This is a genomic window from Oribacterium sp. HCP28S3_H8, from assembly GCF_052064775.1.
GTDB lineage: Bacteria > Bacillota > Clostridia > Lachnospirales > Lachnospiraceae > Oribacterium.
In genome coordinates, this window is sequence record NZ_JBQHUZ010000001.1 from 323,864 (window position 1) to 342,116 (window position 18,253).

The window sequence follows — 18,253 nt, forward strand, 5'->3', positions numbered from 1 at the left end:
GACTTACTCCTCCGCATCCTTGTGATCGCTTACTCCAAAATTCTCATCCTTAAAGTCATCGCGTTTCCCCGCGTCATACTCCTCGGTGTCGAGATATTCAAACTCATGACCGTAAATCTTAATCGTATCTCCATCCTTAAGTCCCATCTTTTTAAGGCGCTTGATAATCCCCTGCTCCACCATGAAATGCTGGAAGAAATTAAAGCCTTTTTCTGCTTCCAGGTTGGTATAACCAAGCATCTTGTCGATCTTCGGTCCCTCAACGGTAAAGACACCATCTGTTGGGTTATTGAGAATGATGCTGAGCTGCTCGACCTTGCCGACCTCCTCCGGACTGATTTCACTCTGATAGGTCACCGGCGTGTTTCCTATTTTGTCTACAAACTCCCAGGCTGCCTCCAGAAGCTCCCGGAGTCCCTGGTTGGTGGCTGCAGAAATCGGCAGAACCTTGATCCCCTTCGGCTCATAGGCACGCTTCAGGCGCTGATACCCATTGTCCGGATCTTCCATGTCATAAATCAGATCGGTTTTGTTGGCAGCAATGATCAGCGGGCGCTCCAGAATGGATGCGTCATACTTCCGGATCTCCTCATGGATGGTTTCCACGTCCTCCACCGGGTCTCTGCCTTCACTTCCAGAAGCATCCACCACATGGATCAGCGCCTTACATCTCTCTATATGACGTAAGAACTGGTATCCCAGCCCCACGCCCTCGGAGGCTCCCTCAATCAGGCCCGGAATATCCGCCATGACAAATGAACGGTCGCCGGAGAGATTCACGACACCGAGATGCGGATTGATGGTTGTGAAGTGATAATTGGCAACCTGCGGACGTGCATTGGAGCACATAGTGAGGATGGAGGACTTACCGACATTGGGGAATCCGATCAGTCCGACATCCGCAATTACTCTCAGCTCAAGCCTGAGCCAGAGCTCTCTGGAATCCTGACCAGGCTGCGCAAATCGTGGCGCCTGCATGGTAGGCGTAGCGAAATGCATATTACCAAGTCCCCCGCGACCGCCTTTAAGCAGCACAAGACGGTTATTACTTCCGGACATGTCCGCAATAATCTTGCCGCTTTCGTCATCCTTGATAATTGTGCCCTCCGGAACGCGGATGATCATGTCCTTACCGTTTTTACCATGCATCCTCTTTCCACCGCCTTCCTCACCGGGCGTGGCAATATATTTCACCTGATTCCGGAAGTCCTCCAGCGTATTGAGTCCGGTGTCTACCTCAAATATGACATCGCCGCCCTTTCCGCCGTCACCGCCATCCGGACCGCCTGCCGGCACATACAGCTCTCTGCGGAAGGACACATGTCCATTTCCGCCCTTTCCGCTTTTTACAAAAATTCTTGCTACATCAGCAAACATAAATTTCTCCTATAATCTACCCGCTCTCCGGATATACATACCGGCGCGGCTATTGCAATTACGTCCCTGCAGAGACGATGTCTCCACTGTTATGGATATGATAGCACGCTGAAAACCAGGCTTTCAACGTCATTTTATAACAAATACCGCATTCAGAAAGATTTGTTAAAAAAATCCCCACACCGGAAGCTCCGGCATGGGGAATGTGAGTTTCTAAAGCTTACTCAGTAACAACCTTAGGAAGAACAGAAACCTGCTTCTTGTCTCTGCCAAGACGGGAGAACTTTACAACACCGTCGATCTTGGCAAAAAGAGTGTAATCATTACCGAGACCTACATTCTGACCCGGGTGGATTCTTGTTCCGTTCTGCTTATATAATACGTTACCTGCCTTGACGAACTGTCCGTCAGCTCTCTTGGCACCAAGTCTTTTAGACTCCGAATCTCTACCGTTTTTGGTAGAGCCCATACCTTTATGATGAGCCATTGTGATTTTCCTCCTCTGCTAAACTAAATACTCAGCCGATTGAATCAATCTTTACTTCTGTAAAGAGCTGTCTGTGACCGTTTTTCTTGTGATAGCCAGATTTTCTTTTGTAACGGTAAACAATGACCTTCTTGGCCTTGCCGTTCCTGGTTACAGTAGCGGAAACCTTGGCACCTTCAACAACAGGTGTTCCGATCTTCATAGCACCATCATTGAGAACAAGGACCTGATCAAAGGTAACCTGATCACCTTCCTTGGCGTCAAGCTTCTCAACTCTAATGACATCGCCTTCGCTAACCTTGTACTGCTTACCACCAGTAAGAATAACTGCGTACATACGAGGGACCTCCTATAATCATTACTCGCTAGCTTTGGCAGATTTCCTTATGAAATCATTTACAAACCTCGCTAAGCGGCATACTTAATTAAAATACACTGAAGCAAGATGGATGTCAAGTCTTTTGCATGACAACTTATAGGAAATTTTATGTCATTCCAGGTCTTACTCGATCAGCTTTCTGTAATACGGGTAATTGACATTAAGCTCATCGACAGAAACGTTGTTGGAGGCTGAATTTTCATGGATGACAACCATTTTGCCGTCCTCTGACCATTGCAGGAACATAAGCACATGTGAGTCTGTACCCACCCGGACAATGATATCCCCGGGCTTTAGATCCGCCCGATTGATCCTTTCTCCCAGTCCGATTAAAACCGAAGTACTGGTAGCATCCTCCAGCCGGTTTCCGATGGCAGACCAGTATACCCACTGCACCCAGCCGGAGCAGTCCAGTCCCCGCAGTATCCTGCCTTTATAATCCGGGTCTGTTACCGAACCGAAGCCGTTGCCATCGTATCCGGCGCGGCTTGCCTTACCGCCCCAATAGTATGGTATTTTGCCTACAGAGCCAAGCGCGAATGCAAGCACCTTTTTACGATCCTCGCTGATATCCTCAGGGAGCTTTGAAAGGTAAGCGGATATTTCCTCCTGGGTCAGCGGTTTTTTAGGATCCAGTGCAGAGATTGTGAGTCCATAGGTCGTAAACCAGTCCTGAGAAATCAGTGCCTCCGCAGAAGCAATATTTTCCTGATCCCAGCCAAACCAGCGGCAGTTGGGACTATCCTTATCCATCGCTTCGAGGGCATCGTCAGAGCTTAGATCAATGGCACGAAGTCCCTTCTCATCATCAAACCCGCACAATGTCACGGAAATATTAAGGTCTATATGCCCCGGGCAGTAATTTTTGCTGGATATATCCTCTGACTCCGCCCCGGAAACATGAGCTGTATCTGATTTAGCGTTGTCAGAATTCTGATTCCCGGATTCTTCTGACGGTTTCACCGTTTGACCCTCGTCTTTTACGCTTCCGCTTTCCTGCTCCTTGGTCAAGGTCGTATCACCGCTTTCCCCCGCCGGACTTGTTACTGCGTTCTGATCCTCGCCCTGCGCTTTGCTTCCATCCGTCACCAACGCAGTATTGCTCATAGGCTTAGCCTTATATTTCTCCGGTATATATACCATGGAGGATGCCTTACCGGCGGAAGTCCGATATGCTGTCGTATATTTCCCGTACCCGGATCCGCCTCCCTGATACCTCATACCAATAGCTCCCTTGCCGCCGGACGCCTGTGCATCACCGCTGCTTCCTGCAGCGCTGCTCTCCGGATTTCCGGAAACAGCTTCCGTACCTCCAGCTTGCGTGGTCTCCCTAAAAGAAGCTTCCGTAGACCCGGTTTCCGATGCAGCTTTACTGGTTTCAGCCTTTGTAGTTTCCTGCGTCTTTTTATTAGAAGCAGAAGGATCCGCCTGTGTGCTCTCCGGCAGAGACTCTCCTGATGCAGATATCGTTTCTTTTTGCGGGTTTTCCGTAGAAGCTTCCTTGCCAGACGCAGACTGCGTTTCGGTATCCGCACCGTTGTTTCCGGAAATTTTACCTGTGTACTCCTCGAGCGGAGTAAAGCTTACACGGCTTCTGCCATTTTCATCTCTTTCCCCTTCGTAGGTCACCACATACTGCTTTCCGTCCTGCTCGATAATTCTGATTTCTCTTCCGGCAGCATCCGTCTCTCCATCACGCAGCGCTGCATTAGAAGCCGCATAGCTGCTCTCCGCCTTGCCCTGTCCGGAAGTATCGAGGAGTCCCTCGGATTTTGCCGTCGCACGCTCCAGGCTTCTGGAGAGATTTTCCGCCTGCTTTTCCTCCTCTTCCGCCTCCTCTGCTTCCTCCTTTATGCTTTTATGAATGCATCCGTCATCATAATATACCGAGCCGATGCTGACGCGATAGGAATGTGATTTTTCATAAAGCTCATGACAGATCCTTGAAAACGTCTCATGGTCCAGATAATTATGTTTAAAGCAGTACACACTGGCCATCGCCATGATGTCCTTTACATTGGAATACTCATTGACCTGATTTCCATCCGCATCATAAAACGTAATATTGACGCGTTTAAATTCCGGCACTGCCCAGGTGGACGGATCCCCGGGATCCTGTCCCGCATTGGGATTATATTTCCCCATGACTCTGCCGGTACGTACTCCCAGCTGTTTTGCCATTGCCAAAGGAGAGGTCCCTGCGAGATCATAGATTCTGGCAATGTACTGCTCATCCTCTCTCATGAGATCCCGATATACTTCTCCTGCGTAGGAATTAAGCACATCACTCTCATCCGCATCATCCGCATAGAAATAGGCAAGATTCAGCTTGTCAGCTGCCGGATGAAACGTTCCCGCATCCTCACTGCTGTCGATATCCAGAAGGCTCGAGTGGGGGTTGGCAAACCGGGATGCTGCATTCGCATCAGAATCCGTTGCGATCTCGCTTTCCGTCGCTTTCTCTGTTTCCGGAGGCGCAGGGAAACTTCCCATATGCCCGGCAATGGAACTTATAAGTATGCCGGCTGCCGTAAGCACTGACGCAGCGAGCTTCTGTTTTCCTGTGAAATTAAAATCTTTTCTGATTGACATAAAATACTATAACCTGCGAACAGCATCCGGTAAGCTTAAATTTTATTCTCAAGCTTCTATGTCCAAGCTTTTAAAACCATATTTTGAAATGCACGATCTCATTTTCCAGCTCTCCGCTCTCTAAGCTTCACAAGGAGCTTTGTAAAGTACTCGGGATAATCCGAATCAAACTCCACATACTGTCCGGTAGAAGGATGAATAAACCCCAGCGTTTTGGCGTGCAGACATTGTCCCTCCAGATGGAACGGACAGGATTTCGGACCATATACGTCGTCCCCCAGAACCGGATGCTTGATACTTGCCATATGCACACGGATCTGATGGGTACGCCCCGTCTCCAGCACACATTCGATCAGCGTATACTCGCCAAACCGCTCCAATACCCGGTAATGGGTCACTGCACGGCGGCCATTCAGCTCGTCAATTGCCTGCTTTTTCCGGTCTGTCCTGCTCCTTGCCAGAGGTGCATCCACCGTGCCCTCGTCCTCGCGAATGTTTCCGACCACAATCGCCGCATACTTCCGGGTGATCGTATGTGCCTTAAGCTGCGCTGCAAGTGACTGATGTGCATGGTCATTTTTACAGACCACCAGAAGCCCTGTCGTGTTTTTATCAATTCTATGCACAATGCCCGGCCGCAGTACTCCATTGATCGAGGATAATTCCCTGCCGCAATGGTACATGACTGCATTGACAAGCGTTCCCGTATAATGTCCTGCCGCAGGATGTACAACCATGCCTTTAGGCTTGTTGACAATCAGCAGGTCCGCGTCCTCATATACAATGTCAAGCGGAATATTTTCCGGCTCTACATCCAGCGTTTCAGGCTCCGGAATATCCAGCCGGATCTGATCTCCGATCTTTACCCTTGTGCTTGCCTTGGCGGTTTTTCCATTCACAAGGATTTCCTGCTCCTTGATCAGCCTTCCAAGGTACGTACGGCTAAGCCCCAGCTCTGTACGTTCCGAGAGATACTGATCAAGTCTCTGTCCGGATGTATCCTCTACGGTAATTTCAGTGATCATCCTTCCGCCTCTTTACAAAATCAAAATCATCATCCTTATAATAAAACAAAAACAGCAGCACCAGGGCAAAGCAGCCAACGGTCACAAAGATATCCGCCACATTAAAAACCGGAAAATCGATCGGACGGAAATAGATGAAATCCACAACATAAGCCTGGCGTACCCGGTCTATGAAATTTCCCAGCGCACCTCCGAAAATTAGACCGGATACCAGAAGCAGCGGCCGATACCGTCGATCAGTGGGAGTCCTGCCGACGATATACAGGATCGAGAATAATACCACAATGGTGATGATATAAAAAATCCACTGTCTCCCATACAGGATCCCAAAGGCAGCACCCCTGTTTTCCACGTAAAGTAAATACAGGATGTTAGGGATCAGCGGGATCGAAGTTCCGTCACTTAAATATTGAACTGCAAGCTGCTTGGTCCACTGATCCGGCAGAATCAAAAGTGCAGAAATGAGCGCAAATAGAATACTTTTTTTTACGTTAAGCTTCATTGTTTAAAATCTTTCCGGTTTGCATAAGATACTGAAGTGCAGATGCCATATCCTGATCCGTCACATGTGTGTCAATATACGCCTGACCAATGTCATGAAGCAGGATAAAGCTGACATGCCCATGATCCATCTTCTTATCCTTCCGTGTAGCCGCAAGGATTTCAGGAACATTCATCTCCTTAAGCTTTGTATCAAGACCAACAGACTCCATCAGGGAGCGGATCTCATTATTTTCCTCCTCGGTGGTAATATGTGAGAGATGGAGGGCTCCAAGACAGCCAAATGCCACACATTGTCCATGTGTATAGGAAAAATGCGAGCATTTCTCGATGGCATGTCCAAGAGTATGTCCGAAATTAAGGATTTTACGCTCTCCATGCTCCTTCGGATCCCGTTCAACCACATCCCTCTTAATCAGATTAGAGTAATATACCGTTTCCTCCAGCACATCCGGATCCCGCGCTTCCAGCTCCTTTTTATGTGTTAAGAGATAGTGATAATAATCCACTCCATTGATCACCTTGATCATGGAATGCTTAATCACCTCTCCCATACCGGATGCATATTGCGCCTCGTCTAGACTTGCGAGCGTCCCGATGCAGCTGTAAACAAGCTTAGGCATGTGAAACGCACCAACCATGTTTTTATACGCCCGGAAATCCACTCCGGTCTTGCCTCCGATAGAGCTGTCTACCTGTGCGAGCAGTGTCGTCGGCACCTGGATAAACGCGATTCCCCGCATATAGGTTGCTGCCGCAAAGCCTGTCATATCTCCGGTAACACCGCCCCCAAGTGCAAGGAGGTAATCATTTCGATCAAATCCGTCCAGAATCAGCCGTTCATAAATTTCGGAAATCGAATCCGTATTTTTATGTTCCTCTCCGGGCGTAAGCACAAGGCTGTCCACATACTCAAAGCAGGTCTTACAATGCTCCTTTACCTCATCGAGATATAGCGGTGCCACATTGGTATCGGTTACAATCAGTACCCTCCTGCCGGAGACAGGCAGGGTTCTGATTGCTTCAGGTAATTTATCAAAGCTTCTCTCAATATAAATTGAGTAAGCGTAGTCTCCGTCACAGCTTACATCTAATTTTCTGGGCATTTGCGCTCCTTCCATAAGACAAAAGACGAGTTTCAACAATGGAAAAATGTGATATCAACAGGAATATTATAAAAATCAGCCAAACGTCTGCATCCGAAATCATGATAATCAGAAAATGCTGAGATAAAAAATAAGGCATATCCGAGTAGATCAGATATGCCCTTTATTACTATTACTATGAAGATCAGATGCGCATGTTGATGTTGTTGATGTCCGTATTTCCCGCAAGCATATTCTGGAAATCACCGGAAAGCTCTACATTTTCCGGAGTAGCGATAAAAATATAATTGGAAATCTTTTGCAGGTTACCATCCATAGAATATGCCGCACCTGAGGTAAAATCAATGATCCTCTGTGCGATTTCCATATGGAGTCCCTCCATATTAAGCACTACTGCCTTACCATTGAGCAGGTAATCACAAATCTCTCTGGAGTCATCCATCGATGTAGGTTTAATCATTGTCACTTCCATACCTGTTGATCTCCTCTGCGTGTCATCTGCGTTTCTGGATCTGCCAAAGATCCTTGGCTTTGCATCCACAACATCATCCGCATCGTCCTCAGGATGTCCGCCGATACCGCCTGTCAATCTGGATAAAAATCCACCTGAACGGGGCTCTGCATCCGCATCACCTCCGTCATCGTAGCTTCCATCATCATCAAAATCATAATCATCATCAAGATCATAATCATCATCCTGATTCAGTTTCATGCTCTTCATAATATTACTAATAAAACTCATTTTTTCTGTTATCTCCCGTCTGACCAGATAGGTATTATTTCATTCTTTTGTCATGCTAATAAAAACCATTTTAAACAATTTTCAATACTTGTCAACCTTGCATGAAAGGATTTTAGCTCATTAGAGCATGCAAAGGCTCGTGTATAAGATCATTGATAGATCAGCTGCCCTTCCTTAACCATAGAAGCATCCAGAACGATATGATCATATACAGCAATGCCATAATCCGTATTTTCCTCAACAATCATGTATTCGTTGTTGGATTCCACAGGCACAACCTGTCGGAAAATACAGTAGCCCTTGTTGATATTATACACGCCCTGTATGTTTTTGGTAGGGCCGATCTGATAGGTCTGGTCGGTACCGGACTTGGTAACAAAATCACCAGCCTTTAGACTCGTTGAGTCCTGGGCATCCGGAACATTAAGATAACAGAACTGATCATCCATGCGATAAATTTCAGCCGGAACAAACTCTGTATTATTACCTGAACCATCTCCGGAGACCACCTGCCTGTTAAAGCCGGTGCTTCCGTCCTCTCCTTTGGCCATAAAGTCCTTAGGCACAACGTAAAACGCTTTTTCGGTTACTGCGGAAAGCGGGATCTTCAAGCCGTTTTCATCATTTGTTATGATTTCAAACTTCACAAAACGGTCATCGCAGAACTTCTCCATAAATTCATTCAATGTGATCTTGCCATAATCCTTACCATCTGCTGCGGTAAAAAGACTCAGTTCTGCGTTTTCCGCTGTCACATCCTGCTCTGGGAAATGGACATTTACCGTCTTTATGTCCTGATACTGTGCTTTTTTTGTGTCATCAATGGGGAAAACAATGCTCCAGCTGGAGGAGGTGATCAGCTTATATACCGGCGTACCAGCCTCAATCAGCTGCCCCGGCTTTGTGATATTTTTTTTATATCCATTCATGCTGAGGAGATCCGCTGTCACATCCTGATCCTTCAGTCCCTCATCTCCATCAATTGCATAGGACACAACGCCTGCAGCATCGGAGGTTACTCTGGTAAAGCTGATTCCGGCATCATTTAATGCCTTTTCCAGATCATCCGCACTGGAGAGACTGGAAAACTCTAGTGCTGCGGCATCCAGAGCATACCGCATATCATAAAGCGCGCTAAAGTTGTCATTAGAAAAGTCTCTAGAAAAAGCGGTTAAACGGTAACGTATATCTGAAACCTGGTCAGGGCTGAGCTCTGCTGTCAGCTCCGGATGTTCCTCCAGATATTTTTCCAGTGCACCGGTTTCATCTACTGTATAAACATCAGAGCCTACGCCAACCCTGCGCCCATCCTGAATATAATAATGGATATATCCTGAGCTTGTGGCATTGACCGCCTGTTCCTCCCGGAGAGCAACTCCGGTATACTCCTCCTGACGAACAATTCCACCCTTCAGTACCTCATAGTACCGGATCTGCTGCCGTGTTGTATAGGAGTACACACTAAAAACAATGTAGAGAAATATAATTCCGAAAATTATAATCCCTACATTGATTTTAAGTGGTCTTGATTTAGACGGCTTACTCTTTTTCGTTTGCGTTTTTTGCTGATTAGCCATTAGAAATTAGAGAGCAATTGCTACGTCCTTTTTTACACCATCAGGAAGTTCCTCGGCATCCATGGAGACACTGAGCACAAAGGTGATTTTATACTTTTCACCAAGATCCTCAAGTTTCTTGATACAGTCTGTGATATCCTTGCCCTCGAGACCGGAAAGCTTGAGGAAGCTGTCCAGGAACATATACTCAAGGTCATGGTCCTGAGATACAATACCGCTTACAAAGCCGATAAATGCATCCTCGTTGTCAATTGGAAATTCATTAACATTGATAAGACGAATCTTATTGTTAAGCTCATACATGTGCTGTGCGGACTTGTCAAGAAAATCGACAGTACCATTTGCTTCTTTAATAACGGAATTAGCCTTATCGAGAAGCTGCTTTGTCTTGCCCTTGCCTCTCTTACCTACAATCAACTGTACCATAGCGAGTACCTCCTAACTTGTTGTGAATTAAGTATATTACAATCAGATCTCAAATTCAAGCTGACAATCCCGCTTTAATGAATCTTTAAAATCAGGTTTGTCATATTGGTATAAAGGTCTGCCTTAGACTCATTTTTCATTGATACTGCAATATATTCCTCACCGCTCGCTGTTTTCTGCACGTCCATCGCAAGGCAGTATCCTGCAGCATTTGTTGTACCGGTTTTACCCCCTAGCACTTGATAGCCATCCGGCGTCGGAACTTCTCCCAGCATAAACTGATTGGATCCTTTCCACTCCTGGGTTTTGGGCATACCGTTTTTATCCTTGTACTGCGCCTTGTAATCCGTAGTACCAACAATTTTACGGAACTCATCATACTGGAGTGCCTTATGCAGGATCAGATAAATATCATATGGTGTAGTGTAATGATTCTCATCCGGCAAGCCATTGGGATTGGCAAAATGCGTTCCGGTGCAGCCAAGCTTAAGCGCTTCTTCATTCATCGTCCTGACAAAGGCATCTACCGAGCCTGCCGTTGCTTCCGCTACCGCTACCGCAGCGTCGTTTCCCGACGGCAGCAGCATACCGTAGAGCAGATTCTCAATGCTTAGGGTCTCTCCTTCATGTAAGAAGGCAGTGGAAGACCCGGAAACCTTGATCACAGAATTTTTTGTTACTGTAAACTCCTTTTGTAAATCATCTGTATTTTCCAGACAAACTAGTGCCGTCATAACCTTGGTGATACTGGCGGGATAGGTTTTGACATACGGATTACTGTAGGATAAAGCTTCCGGATGATCTGAATTCGATCCCAGAGGAACCAGTAGAAATGCCGGAGATGTAACATTATCCTTATTAAAGTCCGTTTCTCCCGGGATCGCCAGTCCGTCTGCAAAGCCATGTGCCTGAGAGGTGCTGGTCTGACTGGCAGAGACAGAGTTCATACGCAGAAGCGCTGTATTAATATCATATGCATGGTCCAGCTTCACTCCGCAGGAGCTAAGCGTAAGAAGCAAAAAAAGAACGGGCAGTAAACCGTACAGACGTTTATGCCCGGTCCCCACATAAGGTTTATGTATCATCAAAAATCTCCCATCAGGATCAGATATTTCTCCACTCCAGATCGCCGCGCTCCAGGGCTTTGACCAGAAGCTCCGCCGTTGCCAGGTTGGTTGCGATCGGAATATTATAGGTATCGCAGAGCTTTACAATAGAGTTTACCTCCGGCTCATGATCCTTGGCATGCAGCGGGTCTCTCAGAAAAATTACCATATCAATATTTCCCTGCTCAATCTGTGAAGCAAGCTGTCTGGAGCCTCCGGTCTCACCCGGCAGGAATTTATGGATTTTAAGGTTTGTAACTTCCTCCACGAGCATTCCAGTCGTACCGGTGGCATAAATTTCATGTTTACTGAGTATGCCACGATAAGCAATACAGAAATTCTGCATAAGCTTTTTTTTGGCATCATGTGCAATAAGACCAACGTTCATCCAATCTGCCTCCATCATTATAAATATTAAAAACGTATCTCTCTTATTATGATCCGTATCATGTTCTACGCTGCAGTGCAACATTGAGGACTATCCCAAGCCCAATATACACAGAAATCAAAGAACTGACACCTCTGGAAAAAAATGGAAGTGTAATTCCAGTATTTGGAAAAAGACCGGTTGCTACGGCAATATTGGTATAGGTCTGAAATCCGATCCAGGCCATCATACCAACACAAATCAGTCGTCCACTTAAATTTCTTGCTTTTGATGCTATTATAAGACATTCTATGATAATCAACAAGAAAATTATGATAATAATTGCCGCTCCACGGAAGCCAAGCTCCTCTCCTATCACCGCAAAAATAAAATCATTGTCCTCCTCTGCCAGGAAGTTTCCATTTTTAACAGAAAAAATCGAGTTGTTATTAAGACCTTTACCGGTAAGCTTACCGGAGCCGATGGCCATCATAGAGTACATCTGCTGATAGAAGGTCTGTGTGTTTTCCGATGGATTCAAAAACGTAAGAATTCGTTCTGCCTGGTAGCCATGCAGAAACGGTATCTTATCATACAGTCCGGACCGGAACAGGAAAATAAAAGCAATGATAAAAGGTATAAGTGCAGCGATCACTCCCAGCAGCCACTTATAGCTGATCGGCGAAGCAAACACAATTCCGGCAATTATAATTGTAAGGATAATTGCCGTCGAGAGGTTCGGCTGCAGCAGAATCAGAGCCGTCGGTGCAAGATAATAAAGAAACGCCAGAAGTATATTATGCGGCAGGTTGATCTCTTCCTTAACCTTTTCAAAATATGCCGCATAAAAAACGATCATTGCAATCTTTACAAATTCTGCCGGCTGTACCTGTCCAAGCACAGGAACCTGTATCCAGCGCACCGCTCCATGTCCGGATGCGGTTCCATATGCCAGTACGCCTGCAAGCATGGCAATGGACAAAATATAAATCGGCATGTACTGCCGGACAATTTTCCGGTAATCCACAAGAGAAAGTCCGACGCAGACCGCAAAGCCTGCAATCGATCCAAGGATCTGCCGCACTACCAGCGGATCCTTATAGCTTGTCGCGCTTGTGGCGGATCGGATGATCATAATCCCTGCAATATTAAGGATCACAATGTAGATTACCAGACGAAAATCATATTTTCTGAAATTATAGTCAAATCTCATAAGCTCTCTGCCGGATCAGTCTGAAACATTGAGTGAAGTAATATAGGATGCATCCCTAGAAAGTATGCTTTCCAGACTATCCTTACCGAAACAATAATTATATACGTGATTTGCCAGATTTGCAGCATTACCTGAGGAATATCCATACGGAATATTGACGGTAACACTGATTTCCGGATGATCATAGGGCGCATAGGATACAAAGACCGCATGGTTTCCGCGGTCCTCCCGCTCCTGTGCTGTACCGGTCTTTCCGGCAACCGTGATATCCTGTCCTTTAAAGACACTGGCGGCAACTCCATGGGTAATCATCTCGCGGAGTCCTGTATGCACCGCACTCCAGGTACGTGAGCTTACATTCAGCTGTTGTTCCACTTCCGGATCGATCGTCTTGATCACGTTGCCATCGGCATCCGTGATGTGATCCATGATAGACAGCCTGTAAAGAGTTCCGCTATTGGCAACCGCCGTGATATACCGGGCAAGCTGCGCGCCGTTGTAGGCATGATTTCCCTGTCCCATGGCAGAACGTTCCGGGTCATAATCGGAGATTCTCGGTTCAGCCTCATCCAGTTCCAGACCGGTTTTTTCACTAAGTCCGAACATTGATGCATACTTCTGGATCCGGCTGATCCCCAGCTGCTGATTATACGTTCCGTCATCTCCAGTGGCAAGCTTATGTCCAACCTCGGCAAAGAAGTAGTTACAGGAGTTTTTAATGCCATCGACGATATTTTCGGGACCATGCGCGGAGGGATAAATCCAGCACTTAATGTCCGGTGTAACCTCTGTATAATCTCCGGTACAATCTATGACACTATCCAACCCCATAACGCCCTCCTCGAGAGCCGCCACAGAAGTAATGGGCTTAAAGGTGGAGCCGGGTGCCAGCTGTGTCTGTGTTGCCGAGTTAAGCAGTGGCAGGGAAAGATCAGCATTGCATTTTGCGAGATACTGCGGATCGTTGATCCTGTTATTATCAAAGCCCGGATAGGTTACAAGTGCCCGCACCTTGCCGGTATTGACATCGGTAACCACAACAGATCCGTTGCAAGGATCCAGAGCAAGCTGTGCAGGTGTAATCTCTATTTTCCGGATTTTATCGATCAAAAAGGTATACGCAAAATGCTCGTCTCCCGCCGCAAGCTGCTGGTAGGCTGCATCATCCTGCGCAAGAACCCCCTGTTCAAACAATGCCATCATAAGCAGATACCCCGGCAGGATACGGTCCGTGATCGCATATTTGTATAATACCTTATCAAAAGCCGTATCCTCATTGAGATGCGCAATAAGCTCTGAAACAAGTGCCTGGAAAATGCTCTCGGTATCCGAATACGCCTGATCCAGCTTCAGCTTTGAGGTATCAAGCCATCCTTCCTCTATGCCCTCCAGGATAAAATCATGGAGCGAGATGGTGTCATCTCTCCATGCAGTATATGCCTTGGATTTAAGATAGCTCTGACTTTTGGTGTCAATCATGCCGGAAGCATCCGATGTGATGTAGTCATAAATATAGACAACATACGCCTGCATGTCCTGCGGGAGCATTTCCAGACTGCTGCCACTCGTGGAATACAGCTCGTTCTGTATTTCTGTAAGCTTCTGCGCCTTGTCCGCGCTGAAGATCGCAGCGATCTGCTGCTCGGCACTTCCTGCGTGCTCATCAAAAAAGTGCTGTGCATCCAGCACATTATTGTTTATCAGCTGGAAATACGCATCCTTCAGAGGAATCATGATCTGCGACTGCTTGATATTGGCATTTTTATTATCCTCATAGCTCTCGGTGATCTTGGAAACCAGGATACCTGCCAGCTCCTGCTCCAGTAAATGATAAATCGCCATCTGGTCCGCCGCAGATATCGTGGTATAAATGTCATCACCGGCGCTGGCTTCTGTTTCAGAAACCACATCCAGGATACTTCCCACAGAGTTTAAATACATCTTGCGGTGACCCTTCTTACCCTTTAATACACTTTCCTCGCTTTTTTCGAGACCCCAGACGCCAACCGTATCATTAAGCTCATAGCTTGGATCCGTCTCCTTAAGCGCTTCCAGCTGATCTGCACGGACCTGTCCGGTATAGCCTACAATATGAGACACATAAGGCGCGTAATTGTATTTCCGCACGGAAACATTTTCAATGCCGACGCCCTGCAGCTCACCCATCGCTTCCTGAATCTCCGACATGCACTCCTCGGAGACGTTACGCACGATTGTCGTTGTCTGATATCTCTGATATGCAGTCAGCCGCAGAGTATAAAAAATATTAATCATATCCAGTGCGGTACTGTTTTCCAGCACAATGGGATTGCCCTTTTCATCCTTGATATCATCAAAGCGATAGCGATGCTTGCTGTACGCGAATGCTTCCGGCGCCGTAAGCTCAAAATCCTCTGCCTTAAGATCCGCTGTATTTCTGCCACGGAGGTTGGCAATAAAACGGCGCTGATCATCCTCCGATGTTGTCGTGTACGTAAACTCTCTATTGTCATCAAGACGGATCTTGTACTGTCCATCGACATGATAGCCATATTTCTCGATGATTCCGGCAAGACGGTACAGCATCCGGTTTCTGGCATTGATGCCTGCATCCGTGGTATCATATGCGCCATTATCCGAAATGGTAATGTTATACTGAAGCTCATTGTATGCCAGCAGATTTCCGTCCCTGTCATAAATATTACCGCGGGTTCCGGTAGTCGTAACCTCCTGCAGCGTGCGGCTCTGATAATCCGCCATATATTCATCGCCATGGATAATCTGCAGTCGGAAAAGCTGCAGTATGAGGATGCTGAAAAGTACTGTAAATACGGTTCCCAGCGCAAACAGGCGCGAGGTCACAATCCGCAGTACCAGCTCTTTTATCATTTCCAGTAGTTCCTTGATTGTATGCATCATCAATAAAAAAACCTCTAGCTGTCGATTTTTTCACTTGCAGTAAAGAAAAATCGATAAAGAATCAGCGTAACCAGTACAGAAAAAACCACAGACGGAAGCACAATCCTCATGAAGTAATAAGGAATGCTGAATTTCGCGCGGATCAGAAAGCGGAACACATAAATGTAGCTGTGATAGATCAACAGACTAAACACGCACATGAGCACAGGCAGCGTATTGTATTCCTCATAATAATAATGACTGAAAAAGCCATTGATATAACCGATAAAGATAAAAATCAGGCTATAAAATCCAAAGGGGCCGGAATAAAACATATCCATGAGCAGCCCTGCTCCCAGTCCATACAACATCCCTCCCAGATTACCGTGAATAAATCCAAAGGAAAACGTCAGAATCAGCAAAAGATTAGGGGTTGCCGCAAGAAATGGAATCAGCGGAAACACACTGGTCTGAATCAGAAACGCAAGCACAATGGACAGTACATAGATCACAAACCTGAGCCTTAGCCGGAGAAGCTTCTGTGACCGTTCCGAGGTACTGAAGCTTATTTTACCGGATTTTTTCTTTTTCATTACTGGCTTCCCTCCCCGGAAGCGGTCCCGTTACCGGAGGCCGCGGTATCCTCCTCCGTCTCCGGATGGTTTCTTTCATATTCTGAAATCTGTTCCGGAGTAAGACCTCCTGCCTCTCCCTGGGTTTCGGTATCCTGAGACGCTTGCGCGCCCTGATAGGATTGCGACAAAGATTCCACAAGAGAGGATGCCGCCGGGCTGGATTCTGCCGGAGCAGCGGTCTCACTCTCCTCTGTTGCGGCGTCCTCCCCGGAGGTTTCCACCGCCGGAGCGGGCGCTGCGGCAGTTCCATCAGACACCGCAACGTCACTGCCGTCGTTGGTATCCTTAAAGCTGTCCGCTTTGACCTCTGTAATAACGAGAACCTCGGACATATCATCAAAATCAGCTGCCGGTATCAGATATCCGTTTTTCATGAGATGCTTTTCGTCATCATGAACATCCACTGCATATCCGATCAGGATTCCCGGTACAAATTTAGAGGAGATGTTGGATGTGACGATTCTGTCTCCATCCTGAATGACTGCATCCTTTTTCATATCCGTAATGCGCAGACGTCCTTCCTGAAAGAGTGTAAGGTCACCTGCCACAATACAGGTATCGCTGGACTGGATCCCCATGGCGGATACCCTGGACTCATCATCAATGATGGAGCGAACGGTTGCGTAATTTAATCCTACATCTGTAACAATTCCAACCAGTCCTCCGTTGGCAATCACGTTCTGATCTACGCGGATCCCGTCCTGAGAACCCTTATTAATCCGGAAGACCTGGAACCAGTTTTCCGAATCCTTTGCTATAATCCTCGCTCCGACCTTCTGATAATTAAGATAATCCTGGTCCAACTGATACAGTGAACGCAGCCGGTCCAGTTCCGCGCTGTTCTGTTCCAGGATATTGTTTTCTTCCGTAAGGAAATCCACCTTATCCTTCAGCGTATCATTTTCCTTCCGGATTTCCTCAAGGGTGCGGTGATCTGCGAGCTGCTCGTAAATGGCATAGCCGATCCGGTTAACTCCGGACTGCACCGGGACCAGTACATAGCCTATAGTGTTCCGAATCGGGTTCATGAGACCGTCCTTTACAGAGGAAAGAACGATCAGCATGACGCAAAGTACCGATAATATGATGAAGATATATTTACTATGTTTATTTTCCACTGAAATTCAAATCCTGCTCTCTGAAGCTGTAATAGCAGTTATCTCCGATAATCACATGGTCTAAAAGCGGAAGCTCCATCAGCTTGCATGCAGCCTCCAGTTGTCGTGTAAAAAAAATATCCTCCTCCGAGGGTGTCGGATCTCCTGCCGGATGATTGTGGCATAAGATCATGGACACCGCACTGCAGCGAAGTGCCCGGATCATAATATCTCTTGTTGAGATCACCGTCCGGTTGCAGGTGCCCGAGGAAATCAGCGCATCCTGGATCAGATGCAGATGATTGTCCAGATACAAGACACGTATCACCTCATGATCCAAATGTCTTAAATCCTCCTTAAAATACTGTATGACGGCATCCACTGAGCGGAAATCCTGTATGCTCTGTCTTCTGGACCGGTTCCAGATCCGACGCGCGATCTCTCCTATTACAGAAAGCTGTACTGCCTTGATCTCGCCGATCCCGGAAACCTCCTGATACGTTTTGATGTCAAAATGCATCAGCCCTACCAGACCGTCAAACTGCGGATTAAGCTTAAGAATCTCCTCTGAAACCTCCAGCACGGAATGTTCTTTGGTTCCGGTGCGTATGAGGATTGCCAGAAGCTCTGCATCACTTAAAGCCTCAGGTCCCTGCCGTAAGCATTTCTCCTGAGGCATGTCCTCGGATTTCATTGTTTTAAATTGATTCATTTTTCTCCTGTTCTGCCAGGAACCGGAGCCCACA

The 18,253-nt window shown here is 46.8% G+C and carries 16 protein-coding genes and 1 pseudogene; all 17 read right to left on the reverse strand.

The window, feature by feature from the left end; translation table 11 throughout:
• Nucleotides 1–3: 3 nt before the first annotated feature.
• The gene (obgE, locus tag ACTNEN_RS01515) at nucleotides 4–1,377 is read right to left on the reverse strand and encodes a GTPase ObgE (RefSeq protein ID WP_441204295.1); all 1,374 of its coding nucleotides are present in this window, start codon (nucleotides 1,375–1,377) and stop codon (nucleotides 4–6) included.
• Between the two features lie 220 nt (nucleotides 1,378–1,597).
• Nucleotides 1,598–1,864, reverse strand: a complete 267-nt coding sequence (gene rpmA, locus ACTNEN_RS01520) for a 50S ribosomal protein L27 (protein ID WP_441204296.1) — start codon at nucleotides 1,862–1,864, stop codon at nucleotides 1,598–1,600.
• Nucleotides 1,865–1,895: 31 nt separating this feature from the next.
• Complete coding sequence (rplU, locus tag ACTNEN_RS01525; protein ID WP_441204297.1) at nucleotides 1,896–2,201, reverse strand: 50S ribosomal protein L21; 306 nt, start codon at nucleotides 2,199–2,201, stop codon at nucleotides 1,896–1,898.
• A 165-nt stretch (nucleotides 2,202–2,366) separates the two neighbouring features.
• Nucleotides 2,367–4,835 carry an NlpC/P60 family protein gene (locus ACTNEN_RS01530; protein WP_441204298.1) on the reverse strand — a complete coding sequence of 823 codons (2,469 nt, stop codon included), beginning with the start codon at nucleotides 4,833–4,835 and terminating at the stop codon, nucleotides 2,367–2,369.
• Between the two features lie 98 nt (nucleotides 4,836–4,933).
• Nucleotides 4,934–5,860 (reverse strand): RluA family pseudouridine synthase, encoded by a 927-nt coding sequence (locus ACTNEN_RS01535; RefSeq protein ID WP_441204299.1) that lies wholly within the window; start codon nucleotides 5,858–5,860, stop codon nucleotides 4,934–4,936.
• The gene (gene lspA, locus ACTNEN_RS01540) at nucleotides 5,850–6,362 is read right to left on the reverse strand and encodes a signal peptidase II (protein ID WP_441204300.1); all 513 of its coding nucleotides are present in this window, start codon (nucleotides 6,360–6,362) and stop codon (nucleotides 5,850–5,852) included. Before lspA ends, ACTNEN_RS01535 begins: the two co-directional genes overlap by 11 nt.
• On the reverse strand, nucleotides 6,352–7,467 hold the full coding sequence (gene aroB, locus ACTNEN_RS01545) for a 3-dehydroquinate synthase (RefSeq protein WP_441204301.1): 1,116 nt from the start codon (nucleotides 7,465–7,467) through the stop codon (nucleotides 6,352–6,354). The genes lspA and aroB overlap by 11 nt, the downstream gene beginning before the upstream one ends.
• Before the next feature lie 184 nt (nucleotides 7,468–7,651).
• Nucleotides 7,652–8,209, reverse strand: a complete 558-nt coding sequence (locus tag ACTNEN_RS01550; protein ID WP_441204302.1) for a cell division protein SepF — start codon at nucleotides 8,207–8,209, stop codon at nucleotides 7,652–7,654.
• A gap of 149 nt (nucleotides 8,210–8,358) precedes the next feature.
• Nucleotides 8,359–9,786 (reverse strand): HlyD family efflux transporter periplasmic adaptor subunit, encoded by a 1,428-nt coding sequence (locus tag ACTNEN_RS01555; RefSeq protein ID WP_441204303.1) that lies wholly within the window; start codon nucleotides 9,784–9,786, stop codon nucleotides 8,359–8,361.
• A gap of 6 nt (nucleotides 9,787–9,792) precedes the next feature.
• Nucleotides 9,793–10,212 (reverse strand): twitching motility protein PilT, encoded by a 420-nt coding sequence (locus tag ACTNEN_RS01560; RefSeq protein WP_441204304.1) that lies wholly within the window; start codon nucleotides 10,210–10,212, stop codon nucleotides 9,793–9,795.
• A gap of 74 nt (nucleotides 10,213–10,286) precedes the next feature.
• Complete coding sequence (locus tag ACTNEN_RS01565; protein WP_441204305.1) at nucleotides 10,287–11,297, reverse strand: D-alanyl-D-alanine carboxypeptidase family protein; 1,011 nt, start codon at nucleotides 11,295–11,297, stop codon at nucleotides 10,287–10,289.
• 19 nt (nucleotides 11,298–11,316) lie between these two features.
• A complete protein-coding gene (gene mgsA / locus ACTNEN_RS01570) occupies nucleotides 11,317–11,706 on the reverse strand; it encodes a methylglyoxal synthase (RefSeq protein ID WP_441204306.1) in 390 nt (129 codons plus the stop codon).
• A gap of 58 nt (nucleotides 11,707–11,764) precedes the next feature.
• Nucleotides 11,765–12,898: an FtsW/RodA/SpoVE family cell cycle protein gene (locus ACTNEN_RS01575; protein WP_441204307.1), complete on the reverse strand. Its 1,134-nt coding sequence runs from the start codon at nucleotides 12,896–12,898 to the stop codon at nucleotides 11,765–11,767.
• Between the two features lie 15 nt (nucleotides 12,899–12,913).
• On the reverse strand, nucleotides 12,914–15,796 hold the full coding sequence (locus ACTNEN_RS01580) for a penicillin-binding transpeptidase domain-containing protein (protein ID WP_441204308.1): 2,883 nt from the start codon (nucleotides 15,794–15,796) through the stop codon (nucleotides 12,914–12,916).
• Between the two features lie 14 nt (nucleotides 15,797–15,810).
• Entirely contained in the window at nucleotides 15,811–16,368 is a 558-nt protein-coding gene (gene mreD / locus ACTNEN_RS01585) for a rod shape-determining protein MreD (protein ID WP_441204309.1), read from the reverse strand.
• A gap of 341 nt (nucleotides 16,369–16,709) precedes the next feature.
• Nucleotides 16,710–17,528: pseudogene (mreC, locus tag ACTNEN_RS01590) on the reverse strand (rod shape-determining protein MreC); the annotation flags it as partial.
• Nucleotides 17,518–18,219, reverse strand: coding sequence for a RadC family protein (gene radC, locus ACTNEN_RS01595; RefSeq protein WP_441204310.1), 702 nt, complete (start codon nucleotides 18,217–18,219; stop codon nucleotides 17,518–17,520). The gene radC and the pseudogene mreC, both read right to left, overlap by 11 nt.
• Nucleotides 18,220–18,253 lie beyond the last annotated feature (34 nt).

Bases quoted from the DNA above. Each gene is read 5' to 3' on its own strand.
- rpmA (WP_441204296.1), bottom strand. From the start codon at position 1,864: ATGGCTCATCATAAAGGTATGGGCTCTACCAAAAACGGTAGAGATTCG.
- ACTNEN_RS01575 (WP_441204307.1), bottom strand. From the start codon at position 12,898: ATGAGATTTGACTATAATTTCAGAAAATATGATTTTCGTCTGGTAATC.
- ACTNEN_RS01555 (WP_441204303.1), bottom strand. From the start codon at position 9,786: ATGGCTAATCAGCAAAAAACGCAAACGAAAAAGAGTAAGCCGTCTAAA.
- radC (WP_441204310.1), bottom strand. From the start codon at position 18,219: ATGAATCAATTTAAAACAATGAAATCCGAGGACATGCCTCAGGAGAAA.
- aroB (WP_441204301.1), bottom strand. From the start codon at position 7,467: ATGCCCAGAAAATTAGATGTAAGCTGTGACGGAGACTACGCTTACTCA.
- mgsA (WP_441204306.1), bottom strand. From the start codon at position 11,706: ATGAACGTTGGTCTTATTGCACATGATGCCAAAAAAAAGCTTATGCAG.
- rplU (WP_441204297.1), bottom strand. From the start codon at position 2,201: ATGTACGCAGTTATTCTTACTGGTGGTAAGCAGTACAAGGTTAGCGAA.
- lspA (WP_441204300.1), bottom strand. From the start codon at position 6,362: ATGAAGCTTAACGTAAAAAAAAGTATTCTATTTGCGCTCATTTCTGCA.
- mreD (WP_441204309.1), bottom strand. From the start codon at position 16,368: ATGAAAAAGAAAAAATCCGGTAAAATAAGCTTCAGTACCTCGGAACGG.
- ACTNEN_RS01580 (WP_441204308.1), bottom strand. From the start codon at position 15,796: ATGATGCATACAATCAAGGAACTACTGGAAATGATAAAAGAGCTGGTA.
- ACTNEN_RS01535 (WP_441204299.1), bottom strand. From the start codon at position 5,860: ATGATCACTGAAATTACCGTAGAGGATACATCCGGACAGAGACTTGAT.
- ACTNEN_RS01530 (WP_441204298.1), bottom strand. From the start codon at position 4,835: ATGTCAATCAGAAAAGATTTTAATTTCACAGGAAAACAGAAGCTCGCT.
- ACTNEN_RS01565 (WP_441204305.1), bottom strand. From the start codon at position 11,297: ATGATACATAAACCTTATGTGGGGACCGGGCATAAACGTCTGTACGGT.
- ACTNEN_RS01550 (WP_441204302.1), bottom strand. From the start codon at position 8,209: ATGAGTTTTATTAGTAATATTATGAAGAGCATGAAACTGAATCAGGAT.
- ACTNEN_RS01560 (WP_441204304.1), bottom strand. From the start codon at position 10,212: ATGGTACAGTTGATTGTAGGTAAGAGAGGCAAGGGCAAGACAAAGCAG.
- obgE (WP_441204295.1), bottom strand. From the start codon at position 1,377: ATGTTTGCTGATGTAGCAAGAATTTTTGTAAAAAGCGGAAAGGGCGGA.